The following is a 23,029-nucleotide window of genomic DNA, read 5'->3' on the forward strand; positions in this document are numbered from 1 at the left end:
GGGGCTTCTTCGCGTTCCGGGGCGGATTCCGCCGCAGTCCACTCCGCGCGGGGCCCTCACGACGGCGCGAGACCGCACGTTCTGGGCGAGGGCGGGTCAGAGACGGGCGGACGACGTCGGGCGCTCAGATCGCCAGGTCCAGGGGCAGGTCGGAGATGTCGCGCAGGCGGCGGCCCTGCACCATCGTGTGCATCAGCTCCGCACCGGCCGGATCCACCGCGGGGTCGATGGCGTCCATCAGCTCGTGCAGCGCGAAGTGGTAGACGCAGTCCAGCTCCCCCGTGCCCAGGGCGACAGCCGCCAGGCGCGAAGGCATCGGCTCGCCCGTGACCATCACCAGGTGCGGGGCCCGGCCGCGGCGGTTGCGGATCAGCTGCTGCGCCTCCGCCTTGGCCTGCTGGGCCCGATCGCTGCGCAGCGTCCACCGGCAGGAGACCACCGCGTGCAGCAGCGGCTTGGGCTGCACCGCGGAGCGCAGGGGGCTGGCCGAGGCCAATGGGCCCAGCGGATCCACCAGGCGGGTCACGGCGTTGAGGTCCCGATCGGACAGCGGCGAGCGCATCACGACGACGTCGGGGGCCAGCAGCTCCGCCTCCGCACCCAGCACGGCCCGCAGATCCCGGCTGCCCTCCACGATCTCGCGCAGCGCCGCGAGGTGCTCGTACTGCTCGAAGATCTCCGAGGCGTCCCGGATGGTCCCATCGGCTCCGCGGTCCCCCAGCCGGCGCACCGTCCATTCCCCGGGCCGGATCCCGTCCAGGGCCTGCAGCACCGCCTGCAGATACGCGGCCACGGCCCGCTCGAAGCTGCGGCCCGCGGAATGCCCCGGGGAGCGCGGGTGGGCCTCCACCGCCCCGATGCCCTCCGCGATCGCCCGGGCGTAGCGCAGGCTCGAGCCCGAGCCGGTGTCCGCGTTGGAGGGCACCCCGGAGCCCGGACGGGTCACCAGGACCCGCTCGTCGATCAGGGCGCGGTGGAAGACCCTGCGGGCCCGATCCAGCAGATACTCCGGGCCCTGGCGGCGGGAGGCGGCCCGCTCCGCGCGGGTCATGGCCTCCTCGTGGGGTTCGGCCTCCGCTGCCGTTCCGACGACGTCGGCCGGGCGCGGGGTCTCCCGCGGGGTCGAGGCGCCCTGGCCCGGGGCCTCCGGACCCGAAGCTCCCGAACCAGGGGCCTGCGCGGGCATCACGGAAGGGGCGGCGTCGGCCGGCCGCTGCGGGGCCGAGGGCTGTTGGACGGCGGTCTCTGCGTCGGCGTCCCCGCCGGCGGGTTCGGCGAACTCGGCGAGGTCCAGGGAGAACAGGAACTGCTCCTGCCCGTCGGTCTGCTCGGTGGACCTGCGGCGCCTGCCGGCCATGGTGGCTCCTCCTCTTACCGTCCGCTCCCGGTGTTCTCCCGGGGCCATGCACACAGTACCCGGTGCCCCGACGGAGTACCGGCGCACGACCCCTCAGCCGGAGACAGCCCCGGCTGCCGCTCGGGCTCGAGCAGCCCTCTCCCGTGACCCAGCCGATTCTCCGGCGACACGGGCCCGCACTACACTGGCCTGGAAGGCCCGGGCCGCACGCCCGACGTCGCGGACTGCCCCGCCCGAGGCACCGACGCGCACCGGGCGCGGCCTGAACGCATCGACCCTGGAGAGCAAGTGAGCATCAACATCACCGTGGTGGACGAAGCCGGCGAAGTCCGCGACGTCGAGTGGACCGAGAACCAGACCCTCCTGGAGTGCCTGCATAAGAACCAGTACCCGGTGCTGGCCACCTGCGGCGGCAACGCCTCCTGCGCCACCTGCCACGCTTTCCTGGACCCGCAGCACTACCCGGCCGGCGGGGAGCGCACCGAGGAGGAGGAGGACCTGCTGGAGATGATCGACGACGTCGCCACCGAGTACTCCCGGCTGTCCTGCCAGACCGAATACCACGAGGGCCTGGACGGGGCGACCGTGACCCTGAAACCGGGTATGTGATCTCTGTCCCCGACCCCTCCCCCGCATGAACGCACCCTTCACCTCCCGGCTGCGCGCGGCCGTCGCCCTGATCGCGGCGGGCCTGCTGCTCGGCGGCTGCTCGGCCGACGACGCGACGGACCACTCGGCCGGATCCGCCGCCGCCTCCGCACCGACGACCTCCGCGCACCCCACCGGCACCGTCGCGGCGGCCCCCACCGGATCCGGCTCCCAGGCCGCCGCCCCGACATCGAGCGGGTCCCCCACCGCCGCCGCGCAGACCCCGACGGCGGTCCCGTTCTCCCCGACGGCGAGCCCGACCCCCGCCCCTGCGGCCTCCCCGACGGCATCCGCGGACCTGAGCACCGCACCCGCACCGAGCGTCTCCGCCGCCCCGGAGACCGCCGAGGCCTCCGGCCGGTGCACCACCGGGGACCTCAACGTGCAGATCAGCTCCACCGGCGGGGCCGCCGGGTCCGCGACCTACGCCGTGCGCTTCACCAACAGCTCCGACCGGGACTGCACGCTGTCCGGATACCCCGAGGTCTCCTTCATCGACGATTCCGGGACGGAGCTGGGCGCCCCGGCGATCCCGGCCAGCGAACAGACCGGGGAGGCCACCCGCCTGCGACTGGGACGCAGCGCACAGGCGATCCTGCGCAGCACCCAGCCGGAGCTGTACGGGCAGCAGTGCGCCCGCACCAGCGCCGCCGGGCTGCGGGTGCACGCCCCGGACTCGGAAGGCAGCCTCGACGTCGCCCTGTCCCTGCCGGCCTGCGCCGATGCGCAGGTCCAGCAGCTGTCCATCGGGCCCATCGACGCCCGCGGCTGAGCGCGGCGCGCGGCACCCGCGGGTCACAGGGTCACAGGGTCACAGGGTCAGCGTGGCATCGTCATAGGAGTACCGGGGTCCCCTGCCGTACTCAGGGTCCTTGCCGCGTCCCACGTTGACGACCACCACCGACTTCAACCCGGTCCCGGCCAGCAGATCCGCGTCCAGACCGGCGGCATCGAACCCGGTCATGGGACCCGCGGCCAGGCCGACGGCCCGCACGGCCATCACGAAGTACCCGACCTGGATGAAGGCGTTGGAGCGTCCGGTCTCCTGCGCCAGCTCCTCATCCTCCCGGTACATCTGCCCCATCTGGGGGCGGGCCGGCAGGAAGCGATCGAATTTGTGGTGCCAGGTCTCGTCCACGGCGAGGATCGCGGTCATCGGCGCGGCCGCGGTCTTGGGCTGGTTGCCGGGCATCATGTGGGAGACCAGACGGTCGCGGGCCTCACCCTGAGACACCCAGACGATGCGCAGGGGCTGGGAGTTGAAGGCGGTGGGACCCATCTTCGTCAGCTCATAGATGGCCCGACGCTGGTCTTCGGTGACCTCGGCGTCCTCGAAGGCGCTGACGGTGCGGGCCTCGAACAGACGGTGCAGGTCCTCCTCGGACAGCTGGGCGACGGCGGCGACATCGGTCATGGGGGCTCCTGAGGCTGGGGGGGCGGCGCGGCGATCACCGCGCACCGGATTCACTTCACGTGTAAACCTTATGCTTCGCCGGGCTATTCCGGGGTGCGACGGGGTTGCTCAGACAGCATGGCCGTTCGGCCTGTCAGTCGGGGGCGGCACAATGGGGACCATGCCGCACGCCCTGGACCGCTTCACGCCCGCGACCCGCGACTGGTTCGCCGGGGCCTTCGGCGCGCCCACCGCCGCGCAGGAAGGGGCGTGGGAGGCCATCGCGCAGGGTCGGCACGCGCTCGTCGTCGCCCCCACCGGCTCCGGCAAGACCCTCGCGGCCTTCCTCTGGGCCCTGGATCGGCTGCTGCTGGGCGGGGGCGGCGCCTCGGGCGGGGGCGCGGACGACGCCGAAGCCGCGACGCCCGCACGTCACGGCGGGGATGCCGGGCGCACCGGGAAGCGCCGGACGAACGCCACCCAGGTCCTCTACATCTCGCCCCTGAAGGCCCTCGGGGTGGACGTGGAGCGCAACCTGCGCGCCCCGCTGGTCGGCATCACCCAGACCGCGCGCTTCCAGGGCACCGAGCCGCGGGAGATCTCGGTGGGGGTGCGCTCCGGGGACACCCCCGCCGCCGAGCGTCGGGCCCTGCTGTCGAACCCGCCGGACATCCTCATCACCACCCCGGAATCCCTCTATCTCATGCTCACCTCGAAGGCGCGGTCCAGCCTCACCCAGGTGCACACCGTGATCGTGGACGAGGTGCACGCGGTGGCCGGGACCAAGCGCGGCGCCCACCTGGCCGTGACCCTGGAGCGCCTGAACCAGATCCTGCCCCACCCCGCCCAGCGGATCGGCCTGTCCGCCACCGTGGAGCCCGTGGAGACGGTCGCCCGCTTCCTCGGCGGCACGACCCCCGTCACCGTGGTGCGCCCCGAGGCCGCCAAGACCTGGGACCTCACCGTCTCCGTGCCCGTGCCGGACATGTCCAACCTGACGGTGCCGGTGCCGCGGGAGCAGCCGCGCGTGCGCACCGGCATCGACCGGGGCTCCGCCGCCAGCGGCACCGCGACACTGGAGGACGCCCTCGGCCTGGACCTCGCCTCCCCGCTGGCCGGGCCGCCGCACGACGACGCCGCTCCGAAGCCCCTGCCGCCGGAGCCGGTGCACGAGGTGGTCGCCTCCATCTGGCCGCACGTGGAGGAGCGGATCGTGGACCTCGTGGAGGCGCACCGCTCCACCATCGTCTTCGCCAACTCCCGCGGCCTGGCCGAGCGCCTGACCTCGCGGCTGAACGAGGTCCACGCCTTCCGGCAGGTCCAGCGCGGGCTGCTGGACCCGGAGCAGACCCCCGGCCGACGCGGATCGGCCGGGGCCGGGATCCGGGAGCAGCGGATGGGCGCCGGGGAGGCCCGCGCCGCCGCGTCGTCGGGCGGGGCGTCGGGCATAGTTTCGGCCGCGGCGTCGGGCGGGCCCGTACCCGATGCCGATGCCGCAGCCGAGATGCCCTACGCGCCGCCGGCCGTGAACCACCTGACCAGCGGCACCGCGGCGCCCGAGCTGGCCCGCGCCCACCACGGCTCCGTGTCCAAGGACCAGCGCGCGCTGATCGAGGATGCCCTGAAGACCGGGGCGCTGCGCTGCGTCGTCGCGACCTCCTCCCTGGAGCTGGGCATCGACATGGGCGCGGTGGACCTGGTGATCCAGGTGGAGTCCCCGCCGAGCGTGGCCTCCGGGCTGCAGCGGGTGGGCCGGGCCGGGCACCAGGTGGGCGAGACCTCCCGGGCCGTGCTCTACCCCAAGCACCGCGGGGACCTGCGCGACGCCGCCGTGACCGTGGAGCGGATGCGCGCCGGGGCCATCGAGAAGCTGCACGTGCCCGCCAACCCCCTGGACGTGCTCGCCCAGCAGACGGTGGCCGCCGCGGCGCTGGGGCCCATCGACGTCGAGGCCTGGTTCGAGGCGCTGCGGCGCACCGCGCCCTTCGCGGCTCTGCCCCGCTCCGCCTTCGACGCCGTACTGGACCTGCTGGCCGGGAAGTACCCCTCGGATGAGTTCGCCGAGCTGCGTCCGCGCCTGATCTGGGATCGCGACGGCGGGGTCCTGGAACCGCGCCCCGGGGCCCAGCGGATCGCGGTGACCTCCGGCGGCACCATCCCGGACCGCGGCCTGTACCCGGTGTTCATCGTCGGCGGGGACGAGCAGACCGGGCCCAAGCGGGTGGGCGAGCTGGACGAGGAGATGGTCTATGAGTCCCGCGCCGGGGACGTCATCGCCCTGGGGGCCACGAGCTGGCGGATCGAGGAGATCACGCACGACCGGGTCAGCGTCTCCCCCGCCCCGGGGCAGGTCGGCAAGCTGCCGTTCTGGCACGGGGACGGGCCCGGGCGCCCGGTGGACCTCGGCGAGGCCGTGGGCGGGTTCACCCGGGAGCTGGCCTCCCGCCTGGAGACGGGGCAGGACGACGCCGCCCGCACGCGCCTGCGCGAGGCCGGGCTGGACGAGTGGGCGGCGGACAACCTCCTGGCCTACGTGCGGGAGCAGACCGAGGCGACGGGGCAGGTGCCGAGCGAGAAGACCCTGGTGGTGGAGCGGTTCCGGGACGAGCTCGGGGACTGGCGGGTGATCCTGCACTCGCCCTACGGGATGCCCGTGCACGGGCCGTGGGCTCTGGCCGTGGGGGCGCGCATCGAGCAGCGCTGGGGCCTGGACGGCTCCGCGATGGCCGCCGACGACGGCATCGTGCTGCGCATCCCCGCGATGGAGGACACCCCGCCGGGGGCGGAGCTGTTCGCCTTCGACGCGGAGGAGATCGAGCGGATCGTGACCGAGCAGGTGGGCTCCTCCGCGCTGTTCGCCGCCCGCTTCCGCGAGTGCGCCGCGCGGGCCCTGCTGCTGCCCCGCCGGGACCCGGGGCGGCGCACCCCCCTGTGGCAGCAGCGGCAGCGCTCCGCGCAGCTGCTGGACGTGGCCCGGAAGCACCCGGACTTCCCGATCATCCTGGAGACCGTGCGCGAATGCCTCCAGGACGTCTATGACCTGCCCGCCCTGCGCCGGCTGCACGAGCACATCGCGGCCCGGCGGATCACGGTCCGGGAGCTGGAGACCCCGGAGCCCTCCCCCTTCGCCAAGACCCTGCTGTTCGGGTACGTGGGGCAGTTCCTCTACAACACGGACGCGCCCCTGGCCGAGCGGCGGGCCGCGGCCCTATCCCTGGACCCCTCCCTGCTGGCCCAGCTGCTGGGGCAGGAGGAGCTGCGGGAGCTTCTGGACGCCCAGGTCATCGAGCGCACCGAGGCCCAGCTGCAGCGCCTGGCCCCGGACCGGCGCCTGCGCGGGGCGGAGGGGCTGGCGGACCTGCTGCGCCTGCTGGGCCCGCTCAGCCCCGAGGAGGCCGCGGCCCGGCTGCGCCCGGAGGAGGAGACCGCGGGGGCCGTCGCCGCGGGACCCGGCTCGGCGTCGGGCCGCGGGACGGGCGCGGACGACGCCGCGGAGGACGCTGCGGGCACGGACGACGCCGCGGAGAACGAGACGGCCGACCCCGGCGTCGTCGCGGACTGGGCGGATCGGCTGGTGCGGGCCCACCGGGCCTTCCGGGTGCGCACCGGCGGGATCGAGCGGATCGCGGCCGTGGAGGACGCCGCCCGCCTGCGCGACGGGCTGGGGGTGCCCCTGCCGATGGGGGTGCCCGCGGCCTTCATCGAACCGGTCGCGGACCCGCTGGGGGATCTGGTCTCCCGGTACGCCCGCACCCACGGGCCCTTCACCACCGGGCAGGCCGCGGCGGCCCTGGGGCTGGGCCGGGCCGTCGTCGAGACGGTGCTGCGGCGCCTGGCCGCAGACCGGCGGGTGGCGACCGGGCGCTTCCTGCCCGCCGAGCTGCTCTCCGCCCGCGGCCTGGACCCGCGGGATCCGGGCGAGGAATGGTGCGACGCCGGGGTGCTGCGCACGCTGCGACGCCGCTCCCTGGCCGCGCTGCGCGCGCAGATCGAGCCGGTGGATGCCGCGACCTACGCCCGCTTCCTGCCCGCCTGGCAGCACGTGTGGGCTCGGGGTGCCGAGCAGGATCCGCGGGCCGCGGATGAGGACGGGCTGCTCACGGTGATCGACCAGCTGGCCGGAACCGCGGTGCCCGCCTCCGCCCTGGAGACCCTGGTGCTGCCGGCCCGGGTGCGCGGCTACGCCCCGCGGATGCTGGATGAGCTGCTGGCCTCGGGGCAGGTGCTGTGGACCGGGGCCGGGACCGTGCCCGGGCAGGACGGCTGGGTGAGTCTGCACCTGGCCGGATCCGCGGACCTGACCGTGCCGGAGCGGCCGGCGATCCCGCTGGACCAGCTGAGCGCGGACGCACGCACCGTGTACGCGGCGATGGGCGACGGGGCGGATTTCCTGCCGCGGATCGCCGCCCGCGCGGGCCTGCCCCTCGGGGCCGCCGGGGATGGACTGTGGGAGCTGGTGTGGGCTGGTCTGGTGACCAACGACGGGATGGCCGCGCTGCGGGCCTTCTTGGACGGCGGGAAGACTGCGCACGCCCGGCCGAGGGGCCCGGCCCGCTCCCGGTCCCTGGGCCGACGCGGGGCCGGGCGGATCTCCCGGGCGCAGGGGGCGCGTCCTGGGCGGTACGCGGGGCTGGCGGCTCCCGGTCGGGCCGGTGCCGGTCTCAGCTCCGGTGGGCTGGGGACCGGCGGGTCAGGTGCCGGGGCCGACGGCGGCGTCGGCGGCTGGGCTCTCGGTGGGTCTGGCCGTGTTCCTGGCGGCGGGGCGGCGGAGATCTCCGCGCTGAGTCCGCAGCGGGAGCGGGAGCTGTCCGGGCGGTGGTCCCGGGTGAGCTCGTACCTGTCCGAGGAGCCCCTGGAGCCGACGGTGCGCGCCGTCGCCCTGGCGCAGCTGATGCTGGACCGGCACGGGGTGCTGACCCGGGGCGCGGTGCAGCAGGAGGACTCCCCCGGCGGCTTCGCGGCGGTGTATCAGATCCTCACGGCCCAGGAGGATCAGGGCGAGGCCCGCCGCGGCTACTTCATCGAGGGGCTGGGCGGCGCGCAGTTCGCCGCCCCGGCCACAGTAGATCTGCTGCGCGCGGCGGAGATCGACGAGCAGCTGGAGGCCTCCGACGCCTCCGAACGGACTCCGCAGGTGCTGGTGCTGGCCGCCACGGACCCCGCCCAGCCGTACGGCGCGGCGCTGTCCTGGCCGGATCCGATCCCCGGGGAGTCGCTGCTGCGGGGTGTGGCCGGTGGGAGCCGGGGATCGGGTCCTGAGGGCGCCTTTGCCGGGGGCGGCGCGGCGTCGGCCGGGGACGGCGCGGCGTCGGCGGGGGCGAAGACCTCCCAGGCGCGCCCGGGCCGGAAGGCCGGGGCCCTGGTGGTGCTGGTGGACGGCCGCCCGGTGCTGTACGTGGAGCGCGGCGGCAAGACCCTGCTGGCCTTCACCACTCGCGTGCTCGACCTGGAGCTGGCCGCACCCGCGGTGGCCGACGCCGTGCGGGCCGGGGCCGCGCAGAAGCTGGTGGTGGAGAAGGTCAACGGCGTCTCCGTGCTGGAGCGCGGCGCCCCGGCCGAGGACGGCTCCCCCGACCCCATCACCGCGTTGCGCGAGGCCCTGATGGCCGCGGGCTTCGACTCGACGCCGAAGGGCCTGCGGATCCGGCGGTGAGACGGCGAGGCCGATCCGCCATTCCGCCCGCGAACCGGATCGTGTCCCGCGCCTACCCGCGAACCGGATCGTGCACCCCGGACCGGATCATCCAGCCCCCGCTGCACGATCCGGTCCACGTCCCATCTCAGGCGACGGCCCGGGCGTGGACCAAGAGCTCCGGAGGCATCGGACGGTCCAGCTCCCACAGAATCCGCATGGGCTTCTCCCCCTGATGCTCCCGATACCGCACCGTCCCCAGGCAGGTGAACGGCTCCGTGCCGATATCCCCGGCGGTGGCCTCTCGCACGCACAGCAGCACCTGGGACCCTCTCTGCTCATGCGTCCGATACCTGAGCCCGGTGGGACTGCCCGCGGCGGTGGAGCTCTGGGACTCCCAGTGGAACAGCGACTCATCCACCGCGTAGTCCCTATAGAGGGTGCTCGGGGAGAACTGCGCCTCCGATTTGCGCAGGGTCACCAGCAGCAGGTCCACCTGCGCCTCGGGAAACCATCGAACTCCGGAGACCAGGGACCCCGGGGTCCCCTTCGTCCGCGTGCCCAATCCCAGCGCGGCGGCGAGTTCATCCCTCGAATATCGGGCATGGCTGCGCAGCGGACTGCTTTCCAGCGGTCCGTTGAGCCTCTCCGGCAGCGCGCGCGTCTCGGTCTCGCACACGTCCAGCAGCTGGAGCAGCTCACGCCTCACGTGGACGGATCTCGCCAGCCGCTGCAGCGCCTCAGTCATGCCCTCCGGGGCGCCCTGAGGCCAGAAGGAGAAGTACAGCATCGGCGCGAAGGGGTCCTCCGCCCGCACCCGGGGATCCAGAGCGGGGTCCAGCAGGCGTCTGTAGGCGCGGATCCGCTCCGGATCATCCACATGCGTCAACCCCCGGATCCTCCGGAGCAGATCGTATTCTGCGGACAGCGGTGGGAGAGCGTCATCCGGCCGAGCCCACACCTCCAGCGCAGACCAGCAGGCGGGCCGCTGTTCCCCGCGCATGCTGCGGCTGGAAGCGCCGTAGATATCGGCCAGCGTCCGTCCCGATCCCTCCAGATAGGCCCGCAGGGAGCTCTCCGCACCGGTCTGATCGGCGTGCTGGCGGATATCGGCGACGAGCTCACGGGTGCTCAGGGACAGCTGCGACCTGACGTTGGCCAGGACCTCCTGCTGCGCCACCCGATCCAGGATGATCTGGCTGCCGGACGGCAGGAACGGGAAGCCCTGCTCGATGCCGGCCACGAGACGGCTGCGGGACAGCCCGGTCAGCGCCCGCAGCTTCAGGTCGAAGCGGAACTGCGCCGATTGATGGCCCACGAAATCCAGCACCGTGAGCACCGACTTGCCCGGCGCCCGACGCAGCCCCCCGCCCGAGCTGCTGCAGGAAGATCGTCGCGGACTGGGTGGGACGCAGCATCAGCACGGTGTCGATCTCCGGGATGTCCAGCCCCTCGTTGAACAGGTCCACCGCGAAGATGCAGGTGATCTCCCCGGCGCGCAGAGCCGCCAACCCGTCGTCGCGCTCGGAGGTGGACGAGGTCCCGGACAGCGCCACAGCCGGCAGGCCGGCCCGGCGGAAGCACTGGGCCATGAAGCGGGCGTGCTCCACCGACACGCAGAAACCCAGCGCACGCATCCTGCGCGGATCCGTCACCTGGTCCCGGACCGCGTTGATGACCTTCCGGGCGCGAGCATCATGATGATCCAGCACCGAAGCCAGCTGTCGGGTCTCATACTCGCCGCGCCGGAAGGAGAGCCGGGACAGGTCCACGTCATCCCAGATCCCGAAGTAGTGGAAGGGGACCAGAAGGTCCCGCTCCAGCGCATCCCACAGCCGCATCTGGCTGGCGATGCGCCCGCCGAAGTGCTCCTGCGCGACGTTCACCCCATCGGTGCGCTCCGGCGTCGCGGTGAGCCCCAGCAGCTCTCGGGGCGTCAGATGATCGAGGATCCTCCGATAGGTGGCGGCCTCCGCATGGTGGAACTCGTCCACCACGACGATGTCGAAGTGGTCCGGGTTCCACCGCCGCAGCTGTTCCGGACGGCCCATCGACTGCACCGAGGCGAAGACATGCTCCCCGAAGACCGGTTGGTGGCCATCCACCATCAGCTCCCCGAAGGCGCCTTCGCCGAGAACATCCCGGTACGTGCTCAGCGCCTGCTCCAGGATCTCACGCCGGTGAGCGAGGAACAGCAGCGTGGGCCGAGGCCGGGCCTCACCCGACAGCTCCCGATAATCCAGTGCGGCCATGACGGTCTTGCCCGTCCCCGTCGCAGCGACCAGCAGATTGCGGTGCCGGCCGTGGACCGTCCTCTCGCTGCGCAGCTCCTCCAACATGGTCCGCTGGAAATCGTACGGTCGGACTTCCAAGCCGGACAGTCGCGGGCTCACACCGTCGGCTCTTCCTCGACCGGAGGCCCGCATCAGCTCCGCGTCCAGGCGGTCGCCGTCCCGGTCCGGGTCGTAGTCCTCGAAGGCCGGATCATTCCAGTAGGTGTCGAATGTGGCCGAGAACCTCTCCATCAGGGCAGGGGTCGCGGTCTGCGAGATGCGGACATTCCACTCCAGTCCGTCCAGCAGGGCATCGCGGCTGAGATTGGAGCTGCCCACGTACCCGGTGTGGAAGCCTGTCCCGCGGTGGAACAGCCATGCCTTCGCGTGCAGCCGGGTGGACCGGGCGTTGTAGCTGATCTTCACCTGCGCCCCGTACTCCCGCACCAGCTCATCCAGGGCCCGTCGATCCGTCGCACCGATGTACGTAGTGGTCAGCACCCGCAGCGGCACCCCGCGCCGTCGCAGGTCCTCAAACCCGTCGCGCAGCAGACGCGTTCCGCTGCGCTTGATGAAGGCGCACAGCAGATCCACCCGATCGGAGCTCAGCATCTCCGTGCGAAGCTCCGCGTGCAGCGAAGGATCCGCCGGGGCGTTGGTGAGCAGGGCGACGTCGGACAGCGGAGTCGCGGGACGACGCAGCGGCTGCGCATCCTCCTCGAGGACCTGGGTCAGCAGCTGCGCCTCGGGCGGCAGCTGGGCGCCCCCGGTGTCATCGGGAACGACTCGCAGAAGTCGATTGGCGAATTCGCGGCGCTGATCCGCCGGCAGCTGCTGCAGAGCATCGCTGATCTGACGTCCCAGGTGACGAGCCAGGATGTGGGGCAGATCAGCGGGATCGATGCGCTCGCGGACCGGTATCAGGTGGGGCGCGGCCGTGAGAGCGGCGTCGAGATCCCGATCGATCAGCCGTTCGTACAGACCCACGGCCAGTTCCATGCGTCCCAGAGGGCCGGGGGTGGTCGGCGTCGCCTCGGTCATGGTCCTCGCTTTCCTCGGAGGTGGCTCCCGCATCGACGGGCGGCATCTTCCCGCAGCCTATCCGCATGTGTCAGGAAACGAGGGTGCCGTGGCCGGCGGGCGCGGACCGGATCGTGCATCGTGGGCCGGATGATCCAGTGCATCTCGCACGATCCGGTCCGCGAGCCGTGCGCATCCCGCCCGTGAGCCGGGGCCGACGGGGCGGGCTAGGCTGATGCCGACCGGAATCGGCGAGCGCGGAAGGGGCCGACGTGGACCACCAGCTGCGGCGCATCCACCGGGAGACGGCGCGCGTCCTGCGCGAGCGCCTCGCCCCTGCGGTCTCCCGCGTCGTCGGCGCCGCGCTGACCCGGCACATCGACCGACGGCGCCCCACACCGGCCAACGCCGCGCCCGCACCCGGTCCCACGAGCCCCGCCGATCACGCATCCACGGCCGATCCAACCGGCGCCACCCCGGCCTCCAGCGGGTCAGGCGACCGCCCGTCGGGCAGTCCGGCATCCGGCCCGACGGGCATCGCCACGCCGCAGGCCTCGGCGGGCATCCCCACGCCGCAGACCACAGCCGATCCCCGCCGCCCCACCCGCGGCCTTTACCTGCACCGCGCCTTCCGGCTGCCGCTGGGCCGCACCCTGCGCTACCACGTGTACGCCCGGGGCATCCGCTGGGATCGGCCGGTCGGCGTCGTCGTCTACCTGGACGGGGACTACTGGGTGCCCGCCCAATCCCGGGTGCATCAGCCCACCGGCGCGACCATGCTGCGCCTGGGGGCCATCGCCAGCGCCCGCAACCTGGTGCTGATCGCGGTGGACACCCCGGACCGCCGCTACTCCAAGGAGGGCTTCACCTGGTGGGTGCGGGCCCGGGCCAACGGACGGGTGCTGCGGGTCGCCGCGCGCCTGGCCCGACGTCGCCTCCCGGTCGATCCCGCCCGCACCTGGGTCATGGGCTACTCCGGGGGCGCCGAGTTCCTGACCTTCGACCTGCTCGCCCACCGGGCCCCGGCCTGGCTGCGCGGCGGGGCCATCATGGTCGCCGGGGGCGGCACCCGCGCCACCCCGCAGCCTCCGCCCGAGGCCGCCGCCCACCTGCCCCTGCACTGGTGGATCGGGCAGGCCGACGGCTCCCCGGATAGCTCCGGACCGCTGTGGTCCGCGCAGGCCGCAGCCGCCGAGGGGATCCGCGCCTACCGCCGGGCCGGATGGCGTGGGATCGTCCGGCATGAGCTGCCGGAGGTCAAGCACACCGACTATGACCTGCCCGGGATCCTGCGGGCCACCCTGGACGACGCCGGGCTGCGGCCCCGCGGTACCCGGTGATGGCCCGCCGATCCCGTCCCGTCTGCCCGGTTCCACCACGAGCGGGCGTCTCCCCCACCCGCATCCGGCTGCCCAACGATGAGCACCACGACACCGTCGCCGCGTACCTCACGCACCGGTTCCCGCCGCACGACGTCGAGCACACCGCCGCTCTGTTCGCCCGCGGGGCCGTCTTCGGGCCCGACGGCGAGCCCCTGGGCGCCGACGCCTCCTACCGTCCCGGCGGGCACGTGTGGGTCTTCCGTCCGCTGCCCTCCGAGCCTCCGGTGCCCACGGATCTGCCGGTGCTCTACGAGGACGAGCACGTGCTGGCGGTGGACAAGCCCCACGGGCTGGCCGTGACCCCACGCGGCGGCTTCGTGCGCCAGACCGTCGTCACCCTGCTGCGGGCCCAAGGGGAACGCGACGGTGACCCCGCGGCCGCGCTGATCTCCCCGGTGCATCGGCTGGATCGGCTCACCGCGGGGGTGCTGCTGCTGGCCAAGACCCGGGAGGCCCGTGGGCCCCTGCAGCGCCAGTTCGAGGCCCGGGAGGCGCGGAAGGTCTACGAGCTGCTGGCTCCGCTCAGGCCCCAGCCGGCGGAGGGCATGTCGGAGGACCCGGTGGCGATGCCGGCTGCCCCCGATCCGCCCCTGCGGGTGCGCTCCCGGCTGGTCAAGCCGGAGGGCTCCCTGCGGGTGCTCAGCATTCCCGGTGCCGCCAACTCCGTGACGGAGGTGCGCCTGCTCGCCGCCCGCGACGGCGACCTCGGGCTCTACGAGGCGCGGCCGCTGACCGGACGCACCCACCAGATCCGGGTGCACCTGGCCGGGCTCGGGCGCCCGATCCTCGGCGACCCCCTCTACGGACCCGCACCGACCGACGTCGCCGGAACCCCGGAGGTCCCGCTGGCACTGCTGGCCCGTCAGCTGCGGGTGCGGCATCCGGTGACCGGCGCGCCCCTGACCCTGCGCTCCCGCCGTAGGCTGGAGGCACCCGACCCGTGAAGGAGGCCGCCGTGGCCGAGAACTCCGACCCCCGCGCGCCGCAGAACCGAAGCGCCGGCGCCCCGCAGGACCGGGCCGCGCGCACTGCGACCGGCAGGGAACCGGCACCCCACAGGGGCCCCGCAGCCGACGGGGAATCAGCGGCGTCGGAGGGCCCGCGCTCGGCCCGGCACCGCGAGCGCTCCGTCGCCTCTGCCCGCGAGGAGGCCTCCCAGCGGGCGGAGCTTGCCGCGCACTCCGTCCTCGAGCTGTTCACCCACCGCCTGCTGGGGGTCCCCGGGACCCTGATCGGCGAGCCCGCAGCGCCCGCGCCGAAGGAGCTGAAGACGAAGGTGCTGGGCTGGAACTACTGGTGGCAGACGCACCTGCTGGACGCGATCGTCGACGCCGGGCTGCGCGCGCACCGCGAGCACCGCTCCGAGCTGGCCCGCGAGTGGCTGCAGCGGGGGCGTCGGCTGCTGCGCGGCATCCGCTGGCACAACGGCGGCACCTACGTGAACTCGTTCTTCGACGACATGGCCTGGCTGACCCTGGCCGTGCGCCGCCTGGATGCGCTGAGCCGGAAGGTCGATGGCGAGGGCAGCGCCCCGGCCCAGGACGCCGCCCGGACGCTGTACCCGCAGCTGCGCCGGGCCATCACGGCCGAGACCGGCGGGGGCGCGTTCTGGTCCAAGAAGCTGGACTTCAAGAACACCCCGGCCACCGCGCCGATCGCCCTGGCCCTGGCCCACGCGGGGCAGGCCCAGACCTCCCAGCGGCTGCTGGACTGGCTGCGCGAGCGGCTGTTCGCCGAGGGCCAGGGCTACTGGGACGGCATCAAGCTGGTGGCGCAGCAGGACGGCACCGTGGAGCACCGGGTGGAGCGCAACCTGTACTCCTACAACCAGGGCACGGTGCTCGGCGCCCTGCTGGAGACCCCGGGGGCGGACCTGGAGCACGCGGAGGAGCTGATCGGTCTGATCGCGGAGAAGATGACCACGAGCCTCGAGGTGGAGGGCACCCCGGTGCGGATCCTCAACACGCGGGGCTCCGGGGATGCGGGGCTGTTCGCGGGGATCCTCGCCCGGTACCTCACCCAGGCGGCCCGGGACACCCGGTTGGCCTCCACCGCGCGGGCCACCGCCCGGGATCTGGTGCTGGCCACCGCGGAGCTGCTGTGGGCCGGGCGCCGGGAGTTCGACCCGGACCTGCCGCTGAACGAGGACGGGGTGGATGTGACCGAGGTGCGGGGCACGCCGGTGGCCGTGTTCTCCCCGGACGCCTCCCGGCCGACGTCGCAGACCCTGCCCGCCGGGGCTCCCGTGCAGCTGTCCTCGCAGGTGCAGGCCTGGACGATCCTGGAGGCCGCCGCCCGGCTGAGCTGAGATCCGGCGTTCAGCGGGTAGCCGAACCTCCCGGTCCGGGCCTGACGGGGGTGGCCCGGGCCCTCCCGGTGCGATAGAACCGAGGCATGAGCACTGTGCGCACCCCGGATCCCGTCCCCGGCTGGCTGACCGAGGAGGAGCTGGCCGCCGCCCGTCGGAAGCTGCCGATGGTCTACGTCCAGGCGATCCCGGTGGTCCTGGACCCGTTGGGCAACGTCGTGGAGGTCGGGCTGCTGCTGCGGCCCAACGAGGACGGGGAGATGGTGCGCTCCTTCGTCTCCGGGCGGGTGCACTACCGGGAGACGATCCGCGCGGCCCTGCTGCGCCACCTGGAGAAGGACCTGGGGCCGCTGGCGATGCCGCAGCTGCCGGCCTCCCTGACCCCGTTCACGGTCGCGGAGTACTTCCCGAGCCCCTCACAGTCCGGGCTGACCGATGAGCGCCAGCACAGCGTGGCCCTGTGCTACGTGATCCCGGTGCAGGGCGACTGCGAGCCCCGTCAGGACGCGCTGCAACTGACCTGGTTCACGCCCGAGGAGGCGATGGACGCGCAGGTGCAGGCCGAGTTCGAGGGCGGCGGCGGAGACCTGGTGCACCGGGCCCTGGCGCACATGGGCTGGGGTCGGTGCTGATCCGGAAGCTAAGGGACGGCGCCTTCTGCGAGGGCGCTGATCCGCCTCACCGCATCCGGGTCGTGCAGTGAGCCCGCCCGAAGCTGGCTCTCCAGGCGATTCTTCGCTCGCAGGAAGTGCTGCCGGTCTCGAGGACGGATCTGCCCGACCTCCACTTCTTGCCGATCCAGCATCTGCGCCAGGAACAGGATGTCGTCCACGTGCCTGTCCCATTCGCTGTCGCTGGTGTTGGACAGAGCCGCGCACTTGGCGACCAGGCTGCTGTACAGCGTAGGGCGCAGCACCATCCCCTCCTCACCGTCCACCATTCTCAAGGTGATCGCTTCGCTCCGGTCGAGGGCCTGCTGGATGCCGTGCCCCTCCAGCAGGCGCCGGCCGAGGACATCGTGCTTGGATCTGCCGGCATTGACGGGGATCAGCAGATCGATCTCCGTATCGTCTCTGCGCCACCGGACCTGCGGCCCGTCCGGGTTGGTGAGCACCGGACGGTACCCTGCGTCCTGCAGAAACCGGCTGGCGGTCACTCCGATCTCCGGGACCTCCCGATAGCCCAGACCGGCATCGATGTCTTCCGTGGTCCGCGCGGGCGCGACACCACGCTCCCAGGCATGCAGCTGGGCCATCTGCCCGCCGATGACGGTCCATCCGGAGGGCATCTCCCGGTACAGGGCGAAGAGCGTGGACCAGCCCCGGCGCTGGCGTTCGACCAGGTACGGCGCGTTCACCACGATGTTCGGGGTCATGATGCCCCGTTCCGCACCACTTCTGCGACCCTCCGGTCCTCACGGACGCCGGGTCGATGCGCCAGATCCACCAGAGCGGTCATCAGGTCAGGAGCAGCGTCCCGGCGATGGATCACCAGCTTCACCGGGGTTTCCGCCATGCGCTCCCTCGACCATTCGGTGGGAATCTTCCGCATCTGCACTTCCAGTTCACCGGGCACGGACATGCGGATACCGGGGTGGCTCACCCCGGTCAACGGGAGCCGGTCCAACAGGTCCGGATCCGGGGCAACCCACCGGATCTCCGGTTTCGGCCACAGGCCGCGGGACCAGGCGCGAAGCAATCGGGCGGGCTCGGCGGCAGATCGCAGCTGCTGCAGCCGACGCTCCACACGAAGCCGTTCGACGGCATCGGCTCGCAGCCGTCCTTCCTGAGCCGTGTCCACCATGCTGCGCAGGCGCTCCAACAGCATGTCGAAGGACCTCGGCGACATCGGCCGCACCGGGAAGGCGCCGTCAGCAACTCGGTTCTGCACCGCACTCCTGCTGATCTCCCACCTCCCGCCGAGCTTCTGCGCGGCCAGCCGGCCTTCGGCGATCAGCGTCCGCGCTCGGCGCTGACTCACGCCCAGGTGCTCGGCGGCCTCCCGCACGCTGAGGGTCTCCCGGTCGACCTCTCCTGCCGGTGCCCCCGCGCCGCGCCGAGGCTGCGCCGTCTGCTCCCGCTGCGCCATCGCGCCCCACCCCCTTCCGGAAGCCCTGTTGGCGGAACCCTTGTGCAATCCTGCGTATCCGGAACCCTAGTGCAATGCGGGGTCGGAGGAAAGACCCCCGGCACCCCGCCCTTGACCCGCGCCCCCCCGGACCCGCGGCGTCGGACACCCCACCCCGTAGGATGGACGGGTGCCGACCGCAGAGAGCCCCCAGCGTCCCACCCCCGGCGTCGCCGCCAGCAACCCCGGCGCCGAACCCGCAGAGAACACCGCCCCGCCGTCCGGAACCGCCGCCTTCGGCTTCGCCGTCGGCGCCCGCCTGGCCGAGACCGACGACGCCCGCGGCACCCGCAGCGCCCGCGAGCGCAACGACGGCGGACGGTTCCTGGGCCGCACCGGGGTGATCACCACCCCGCACGGATCCATCGCGACCCCCGCGTTCATCCCCGTGGGCACCCAGGCCACCGTCAAGGCGGTGCTGCCCGAATCCATGGCCGAGCTGGGGGCGCAGGCGCTGCTGGCCAACGCCTACCATCTGTACCTGCAGCCGGGCCCGGAGGTCCTGGACGCCGCGGGCGGGCTGGGCGCGTTCATGAACTGGCCCGGCCCCACCTTCACCGACTCCGGCGGCTTCCAGGTGATGTCCCTGGGCTCGGGGTTCAAGAAGGTCATCGACATGGGCACCATGACCGGCGCCGTCGGCTCGGATGGGCGCCCGGTGGGCGATGACGACGTCGCGGCGGGCAAGGAGCGCATGGCCTACGTGGACGACGACGGGGTGACCTTCCGCTCGCATCTGAACGGGGACCGGCACCGCTTCACCCCGGAGGTCTCGATGCGGGTGCAGCATCAGCTGGGCGCGGACATCATGTTCGCCTTCGACGAGCTGACCACCCTCTACAACTCCCGGGGGTACCAGGAGCTGGCCCTGGAGCGGACCCGCCTCTGGGCGCTGCGCTGCGTGGCCGAGCACCGCCGACTCACCGAGCAGCGGGCCGGAAAGCCCTACCAGGCGCTGTTCGGGGTGATCCAGGGCGCCCAGTACGAGGACCTGCGCCGGAAGGCCTGCCGGGACCTGGGCGCGATGGGCTTCGACGGCTTCGGGCTGGGCGGGGCCCTGGAGAAGGAGAACCTCGGCACGATCGTGCGGTGGTGCTCGGAGGAGCTGCCGGAGGCCAAGCCGCGCCACCTTCTGGGCATCTCCGAGCCGGATGACATCTTCGTGGCCATCGAGAACGGGGCGGACACCTTCGACTGCGTCTCCCCCACCCGGGTGGCCCGCACCTCCGCGGTCTACTCCCCGGACGGGCGCTTCAACGTCAGCAACGCCCGGTTCAAGACGGACTTCTCCCCCATCGTGGACGGCTGCGACTGCTACACCTGCACCCACTACACCCGCGCGTACCTGCACCACCTGTTCAAGGCGAAGGAGCGCCTGGCCGCGACCCTGGCCTCGATCCACAACGAGCGGTTCATCGTGCGGATGGTGGACACCGCCCGGGAGACCATCGCCTCCGGAGACTACTTCGCCTACCGGGACGAGTTCCTGGGCCGGTACTACGCCGCGCGCACGACGCCGGGTGCGGCGCCGAGCGCGGCGGCATCCGGTGACGCGGCGTCGGCCGGGAAGGGGCGGGCATGAGCATCCTCGCCACGGTCCCGGCCCGCCAGATCGTCTCCGTCTCCCAGGATGTGCGGGCCCCGCGCCGGGAGGTCTACGCGGCGTTCCTGGATCCGCTGCGCCTGGCCGCCTGGTACGGCCCCGAGGGCTGGATCGTCCCGGTGCACACCATCTCCCTGGACGCCCGCCCCGGCGGGATCCTGCGTCTGGCGATGGTCCACCACGAGAACCCCGGCCAGGCGGTGCCCCTGTACTCCACGTTCGTCTCGGTGGTCCCGGAGCAGCTGCTGGAGCACCGGGAGTCCCTGCCCGGCCCGGACGGGCAGGCCAGCGACGCGCAGGTGCTGCACCGCATCGAGTTCCTGGAGCGGGAGGTCGACGGCGCCCCGGGCACCCGGGTGGTGCTCAGCCAGGGGCCCCTGCCCCCGGAGGTGCACCCCGGGGTGGCCGCCGCGTGGCGCTCCTCCCTGCGGCGCCTGGCCCACACGGTGCAGGCCGAGACCGCCCGCCCCCGCGGCTGAGGCCCGCCCCGCACCGGGTCAGTCCCCGCACCGGGTCAGTCCCGGGAGCGGAGCGGGCCGTGGCGCAGCTTCGAGGGCCACCACACGGCGTCGCCGATGTCGTGCACCAGGGCCGGGACCAGCAGGGCCCGCACCAGGGTCGTGTCCAGCAGCACGCCGAAGGCCACCAGGAAGGCCAGCTGCGCCAGGAACATCAGCGGGATCACGGCCAGGGCCGCGAAGGTCGCCGCCAGCACGACGCCGGCCGCGGTGATCACCCCGCCGGTCAGGCGCAATCCCCGCAGCACCCCCTCGCGGGTGCCCGCGCTCAGGGACTCCTCCCGCACCCGGGTCATCAGGAAGATGTTGTAGTCGATGCCCAGGGCCACGAGGAACACGAAGGCGTACAGCGGCACCGTGGGGTCCGCGTTCGAGAAGCCCAGCAGGTGGTGGAACACCAGGGCGCCCACCCCCAGGGCCGCGAAGTAGCTGACCACGGTGGTGGCCACCAGCAGCAGCGGGGCGAGGATCGAGCGCAGCAGGAGCATGAGGATCACGGTGATCACCGCGAGGATGATCGGGATGATCAGCGCCCGGTCCGCGCTGGCCGCCTCCAGGGTGTCCAGCTCCTGGGCGGTGGTCCCGCCCACCAGGGCGTGCGGGTCCGCGGCGGTGATCCGGTCCCGCATCCGCTGCAGCGTGTCCTCCGCGGCCGCCGAATCCGGGGCGTCGGACAGGGTCACCTCCAGCATCACGTCCCCGTCGGCCACGGAGGGCTGCGCCCCGTCGTAGGGCGGGGCGGAGCGCTGCTGCTGATCCAGGGGCACCGTGCCGGTCGGGGAATCGGCGGCGACGACGCTGACCGAATCCACTCCGTCGGTCTCCCGCAGGATCTGCCCGGCCCGCTGCTCGGCGTCGGCCGCGACGATCACCTGGGCCGGGGTCCCGGAGCCGCCGGGGAAGTGCTCGGCCTGGATCTGCTGGCCGTCCCGGGCGTCGGAGTGGCCGAGGATCAGCTCGGACTGCGGGACCCCGGAGGCCCGGAACTGCAGGGCGAAGGCCGCCATGATCACGAGGGCTGCGGCGCTGACCAGCCAGATCGGGCGGGCTCGGCGCCCCACCCGCCGCGCGATGCCGCCCCACAGCCGGGCCGGGGGCGTGAAGTCCTCGCCTCGGAAGCGCGGACGGGCGGGCCAGAAGGCCACACGGCCGAAGATCAGCAGCAGCGCCGGCAGGAGGGTCAGGGCCGCGAGCATCGCGAAGACGATGCCGGTGGCGGCCACCGGGCCGAGGGCGGCGTTGGTCTTCAGGGAGGAGAACATCAGGCACAGCAGCCCGGCGATGACGGTGCCGCCGGAGGCGGCCACCGGCTCGATGGTGCCCCGCCAGGCCGCGCGCATCGCCGCGGGCACCGTGCGGTGGGTCTGCAGGGCTTCGCGGTAGCGGGCCACGAACAGCAGGGAGTAGTCCGTGGCCGCGCCGATGACGAGGATGAACAGGATGCCCTGGATCTGCCCGTTGATGCTCAGCCACGCGGCGTCGGCCAGGTGCCAGATCACCAGGATGGAGGCGGACAGGGCGGCCAGGGAGGTCAGCAGCACCAGGATCGGCAGCAGGGGCGAGCGGTAGACCGCCAGCAGGATCACGAACACCACGGCCAGGGCCACCGCCAGCAGGATGCCGTCGATCCCGGAGAAGGCCTCGGCCAGATCCGCGGTGAACCCGGCCGGGCCCGTGACCCACCCGCGCAGGCCCTCGGGGGCCTCGTTCAGCCGCTCCCGCAGGGCGGTCACGGCGTCGTCGGGCTGCGCCCCGGAATCCAGGGGCAGCACGATCTGCAGGGCCTTGCCGTCCTCGGCGGGGATCGCCGGGGAGGCCGCCCCGTCCAGGGGCACCTCGCGGCCCGGGTCCTTCGCCAGCTGCTGGGCCCAGGCGGTGTCCTGCTCGGTGATCCCGTCCGGGTTCTCCAGCACGACGATCGCCGGGATCGCGTCGGATTCCTTGAAGTCGGCCAGGCGCTGGGCCACCTCGGTGGACTGGGCGCTGGCGGGCAGCCGGTCCGTGGCCGATTCCGAGGTCACCTCGGAGATCTTCCCGAAGTAGGGCCCGCCGATGCCGGTTACCGCCAGCCAGGCGAGGATCAGCAGGGCCGGCAGCAGGATGCGCAGCCAGCGTCGGCCCGGGCGGGCCTGCGGATCCAGGTGCTGGGGGTGGTGCTGGTCGCTGCGCTGCTCGTCGTGGTGGTCGCTGCGCTGCTCGGTGCGTGGGGCGCTGTGCTGGGCGTTCACGGGGTCTCCTCGGGGTCGGTGCGGGGGTGCTCGGCGTCGTCGGCGGCACCGGGGGGCTGGTCGGGGCGGGCGGGAGGCTGCACCGCATCCGGGCCGCCCAGGGCGGTGTTCAGCCCGGTCAGGAAGGCGTCGATGGTGCCCAGCTGGGCGTGGTCGAAGCGCTCGGCGACGGCGCGCATCGCGGCCAGGTGCCCGGAGAAGTGCGCGAAGAACTCCCGCCGGGCGTGCTCGGTGAGCACCAGCACGCGGGAGCGCCGATCCCGCGGGTGCGGCTCCCGGCGCAGGTGCCCGGCCGCGACGAGCCGGTCGATCAGGGCCGTGGCGGAGGCTGTGGTGATCTCCAGGTGCGCGGCGACGTCCTTGGGACTCGTCAGCTGGCCGCGCTGCTCCCGCACGATCAGCAGGCGCAGGGTCGCCAGGTCCGTGGCGTTGAGGCCCATGCCGTCCTTGAGCTCGGCGTGGGCGTGGTCCAGGGTCTGGCCCAGCACCTGCAGCTGCTGCAGGACCCGCAGGACGGCGCCGTCGGGCTGTCTCACCCAC

15 protein-coding genes and 1 pseudogene are annotated in these 23,029 nt (G+C 73.2%); 9 read left to right on the forward strand and 7 right to left on the reverse strand.

What is annotated here, in order from left to right; translation table 11 throughout:
- Positions 1-124: 124 nt before the first annotated feature.
- Complete coding sequence (locus NQ707_RS04340; protein WP_404434943.1) at positions 125-1,357, reverse strand: NgoMIV family type II restriction endonuclease; 1,233 nt, start codon at positions 1,355-1,357, stop codon at positions 125-127.
- 288 nt (positions 1,358-1,645) lie between these two features.
- On the opposite strand from NQ707_RS04340, the gene NQ707_RS04345 reads away from it, so the two are divergent.
- Together NQ707_RS04345 and NQ707_RS04350 are read left to right on the forward strand one after the other, a co-directional pair.
- Positions 1,646-1,966 carry a 2Fe-2S iron-sulfur cluster-binding protein gene (locus tag NQ707_RS04345; protein ID WP_064725447.1) on the forward strand — a complete coding sequence of 107 codons (321 nt, stop codon included), beginning with the start codon at positions 1,646-1,648 and terminating at the stop codon, positions 1,964-1,966.
- Between the two features lie 25 nt (positions 1,967-1,991).
- The gene (locus NQ707_RS04350) at positions 1,992-2,777 is read left to right on the forward strand and encodes a DUF4232 domain-containing protein (RefSeq protein WP_404434944.1); all 786 of its coding nucleotides are present in this window, start codon (positions 1,992-1,994) and stop codon (positions 2,775-2,777) included.
- 39 nt (positions 2,778-2,816) lie between these two features.
- Here the strand turns inward: NQ707_RS04350 and NQ707_RS04355 are convergent, their stop codons facing one another.
- On the reverse strand, positions 2,817-3,419 hold the full coding sequence (locus tag NQ707_RS04355; RefSeq protein ID WP_129357913.1) for a malonic semialdehyde reductase: 603 nt from the start codon (positions 3,417-3,419) through the stop codon (positions 2,817-2,819).
- A 151-nt stretch (positions 3,420-3,570) separates the two neighbouring features.
- Between NQ707_RS04355 and NQ707_RS04360 the strand changes: the two genes are divergently transcribed.
- Positions 3,571-9,051: a DEAD/DEAH box helicase gene (locus NQ707_RS04360; RefSeq protein WP_404434945.1), complete on the forward strand. Its 5,481-nt coding sequence runs from the start codon at positions 3,571-3,573 to the stop codon at positions 9,049-9,051.
- 127 nt (positions 9,052-9,178) lie between these two features.
- On the opposite strand, the pseudogene NQ707_RS04365 reads toward NQ707_RS04360, so the two are convergent.
- Positions 9,179-12,302 (reverse strand): annotated as a pseudogene (locus NQ707_RS04365) (DUF3427 domain-containing protein).
- A gap of 293 nt (positions 12,303-12,595) precedes the next feature.
- On the opposite strand from NQ707_RS04365, the gene NQ707_RS04370 reads away from it, so the two are divergent.
- The 4 genes from NQ707_RS04370 to NQ707_RS04385 all read left to right on the forward strand — a co-directional run bounded on the left by NQ707_RS04370 (position 12,596) and on the right by NQ707_RS04385 (position 16,645).
- On the forward strand, positions 12,596-13,663 hold the full coding sequence (locus NQ707_RS04370; RefSeq protein ID WP_404434946.1) for a hypothetical protein: 1,068 nt from the start codon (positions 12,596-12,598) through the stop codon (positions 13,661-13,663).
- Entirely contained in the window at positions 13,663-14,649 is a 987-nt protein-coding gene (locus tag NQ707_RS04375) for a pseudouridine synthase (RefSeq protein ID WP_404434947.1), read from the forward strand. Before NQ707_RS04370 ends, NQ707_RS04375 begins: the two co-directional genes overlap by 1 nt.
- A gap of 11 nt (positions 14,650-14,660) precedes the next feature.
- Positions 14,661-16,013: a glycoside hydrolase family 76 protein gene (locus NQ707_RS04380; protein ID WP_404434948.1), complete on the forward strand. Its 1,353-nt coding sequence runs from the start codon at positions 14,661-14,663 to the stop codon at positions 16,011-16,013.
- Between the two features lie 86 nt (positions 16,014-16,099).
- Positions 16,100-16,645 (forward strand): NUDIX hydrolase family protein, encoded by a 546-nt coding sequence (locus NQ707_RS04385; protein ID WP_058731748.1) that lies wholly within the window; start codon positions 16,100-16,102, stop codon positions 16,643-16,645.
- Between the two features lie 8 nt (positions 16,646-16,653).
- On the opposite strand, the gene NQ707_RS04390 is transcribed toward NQ707_RS04385, so the two are convergent.
- Together NQ707_RS04390 and NQ707_RS04395 are read right to left on the reverse strand one after the other, a co-directional pair.
- Positions 16,654-17,388, reverse strand: coding sequence for a hypothetical protein (locus NQ707_RS04390; protein WP_404434949.1), 735 nt, complete (start codon positions 17,386-17,388; stop codon positions 16,654-16,656).
- Positions 17,385-18,101: a helix-turn-helix domain-containing protein gene (locus NQ707_RS04395; RefSeq protein WP_061225410.1), complete on the reverse strand. Its 717-nt coding sequence runs from the start codon at positions 18,099-18,101 to the stop codon at positions 17,385-17,387. The genes NQ707_RS04390 and NQ707_RS04395 overlap by 4 nt, the downstream gene beginning before the upstream one ends.
- A 298-nt stretch (positions 18,102-18,399) precedes the next feature.
- On the opposite strand from NQ707_RS04395, the gene tgt reads away from it, so the two are divergent.
- Together tgt and NQ707_RS04405 are read left to right on the forward strand one after the other, a co-directional pair.
- Entirely contained in the window at positions 18,400-19,722 is a 1,323-nt protein-coding gene (gene tgt / locus NQ707_RS04400; RefSeq protein ID WP_404435016.1) for a tRNA guanosine(34) transglycosylase Tgt, read from the forward strand.
- A complete protein-coding gene (locus NQ707_RS04405) occupies positions 19,719-20,222 on the forward strand; it encodes an SRPBCC domain-containing protein (protein WP_064725439.1) in 504 nt (167 codons plus the stop codon). Before tgt ends, NQ707_RS04405 begins: the two co-directional genes overlap by 4 nt.
- Before the next feature lie 35 nt (positions 20,223-20,257).
- On the opposite strand, the gene NQ707_RS04410 is transcribed toward NQ707_RS04405, so the two are convergent.
- Both NQ707_RS04410 and NQ707_RS04415 read right to left on the reverse strand, forming a co-directional pair.
- Positions 20,258-22,489, reverse strand: coding sequence for an MMPL family transporter (locus NQ707_RS04410; protein WP_404434950.1), 2,232 nt, complete (start codon positions 22,487-22,489; stop codon positions 20,258-20,260).
- Entirely contained in the window at positions 22,486-23,025 is a 540-nt protein-coding gene (locus tag NQ707_RS04415) for a MarR family winged helix-turn-helix transcriptional regulator (protein ID WP_404434951.1), read from the reverse strand. The genes NQ707_RS04410 and NQ707_RS04415 overlap by 4 nt, the downstream gene beginning before the upstream one ends.
- Positions 23,026-23,029: the final 4 nt, after the last annotated feature.

The organism is Rothia sp. BD8 (assembly GCF_044878465.1).
GTDB classification, from domain to species: Bacteria; Actinomycetota; Actinomycetes; order Actinomycetales; family Micrococcaceae; genus Rothia; species Rothia kristinae.

Bases quoted from the DNA above. Each gene is read 5' to 3' on its own strand.
- NQ707_RS04340 (WP_404434943.1), bottom strand. From the start codon at position 1,357: ATGGCCGGCAGGCGCCGCAGGTCCACCGAGCAGACCGACGGGCAGGAG.
- NQ707_RS04350 (WP_404434944.1), top strand. From the start codon at position 1,992: ATGAACGCACCCTTCACCTCCCGGCTGCGCGCGGCCGTCGCCCTGATC.
- NQ707_RS04355 (WP_129357913.1), bottom strand. From the start codon at position 3,419: ATGACCGATGTCGCCGCCGTCGCCCAGCTGTCCGAGGAGGACCTGCAC.
- NQ707_RS04360 (WP_404434945.1), top strand. From the start codon at position 3,571: ATGGGGACCATGCCGCACGCCCTGGACCGCTTCACGCCCGCGACCCGC.
- NQ707_RS04375 (WP_404434947.1), top strand. From the start codon at position 13,663: ATGGCCCGCCGATCCCGTCCCGTCTGCCCGGTTCCACCACGAGCGGGC.
- NQ707_RS04385 (WP_058731748.1), top strand. From the start codon at position 16,100: ATGAGCACTGTGCGCACCCCGGATCCCGTCCCCGGCTGGCTGACCGAG.
- NQ707_RS04390 (WP_404434949.1), bottom strand. From the start codon at position 17,388: ATGACCCCGAACATCGTGGTGAACGCGCCGTACCTGGTCGAACGCCAG.
- NQ707_RS04395 (WP_061225410.1), bottom strand. From the start codon at position 18,101: ATGGCGCAGCGGGAGCAGACGGCGCAGCCTCGGCGCGGCGCGGGGGCA.
- NQ707_RS04405 (WP_064725439.1), top strand. From the start codon at position 19,719: ATGAGCATCCTCGCCACGGTCCCGGCCCGCCAGATCGTCTCCGTCTCC.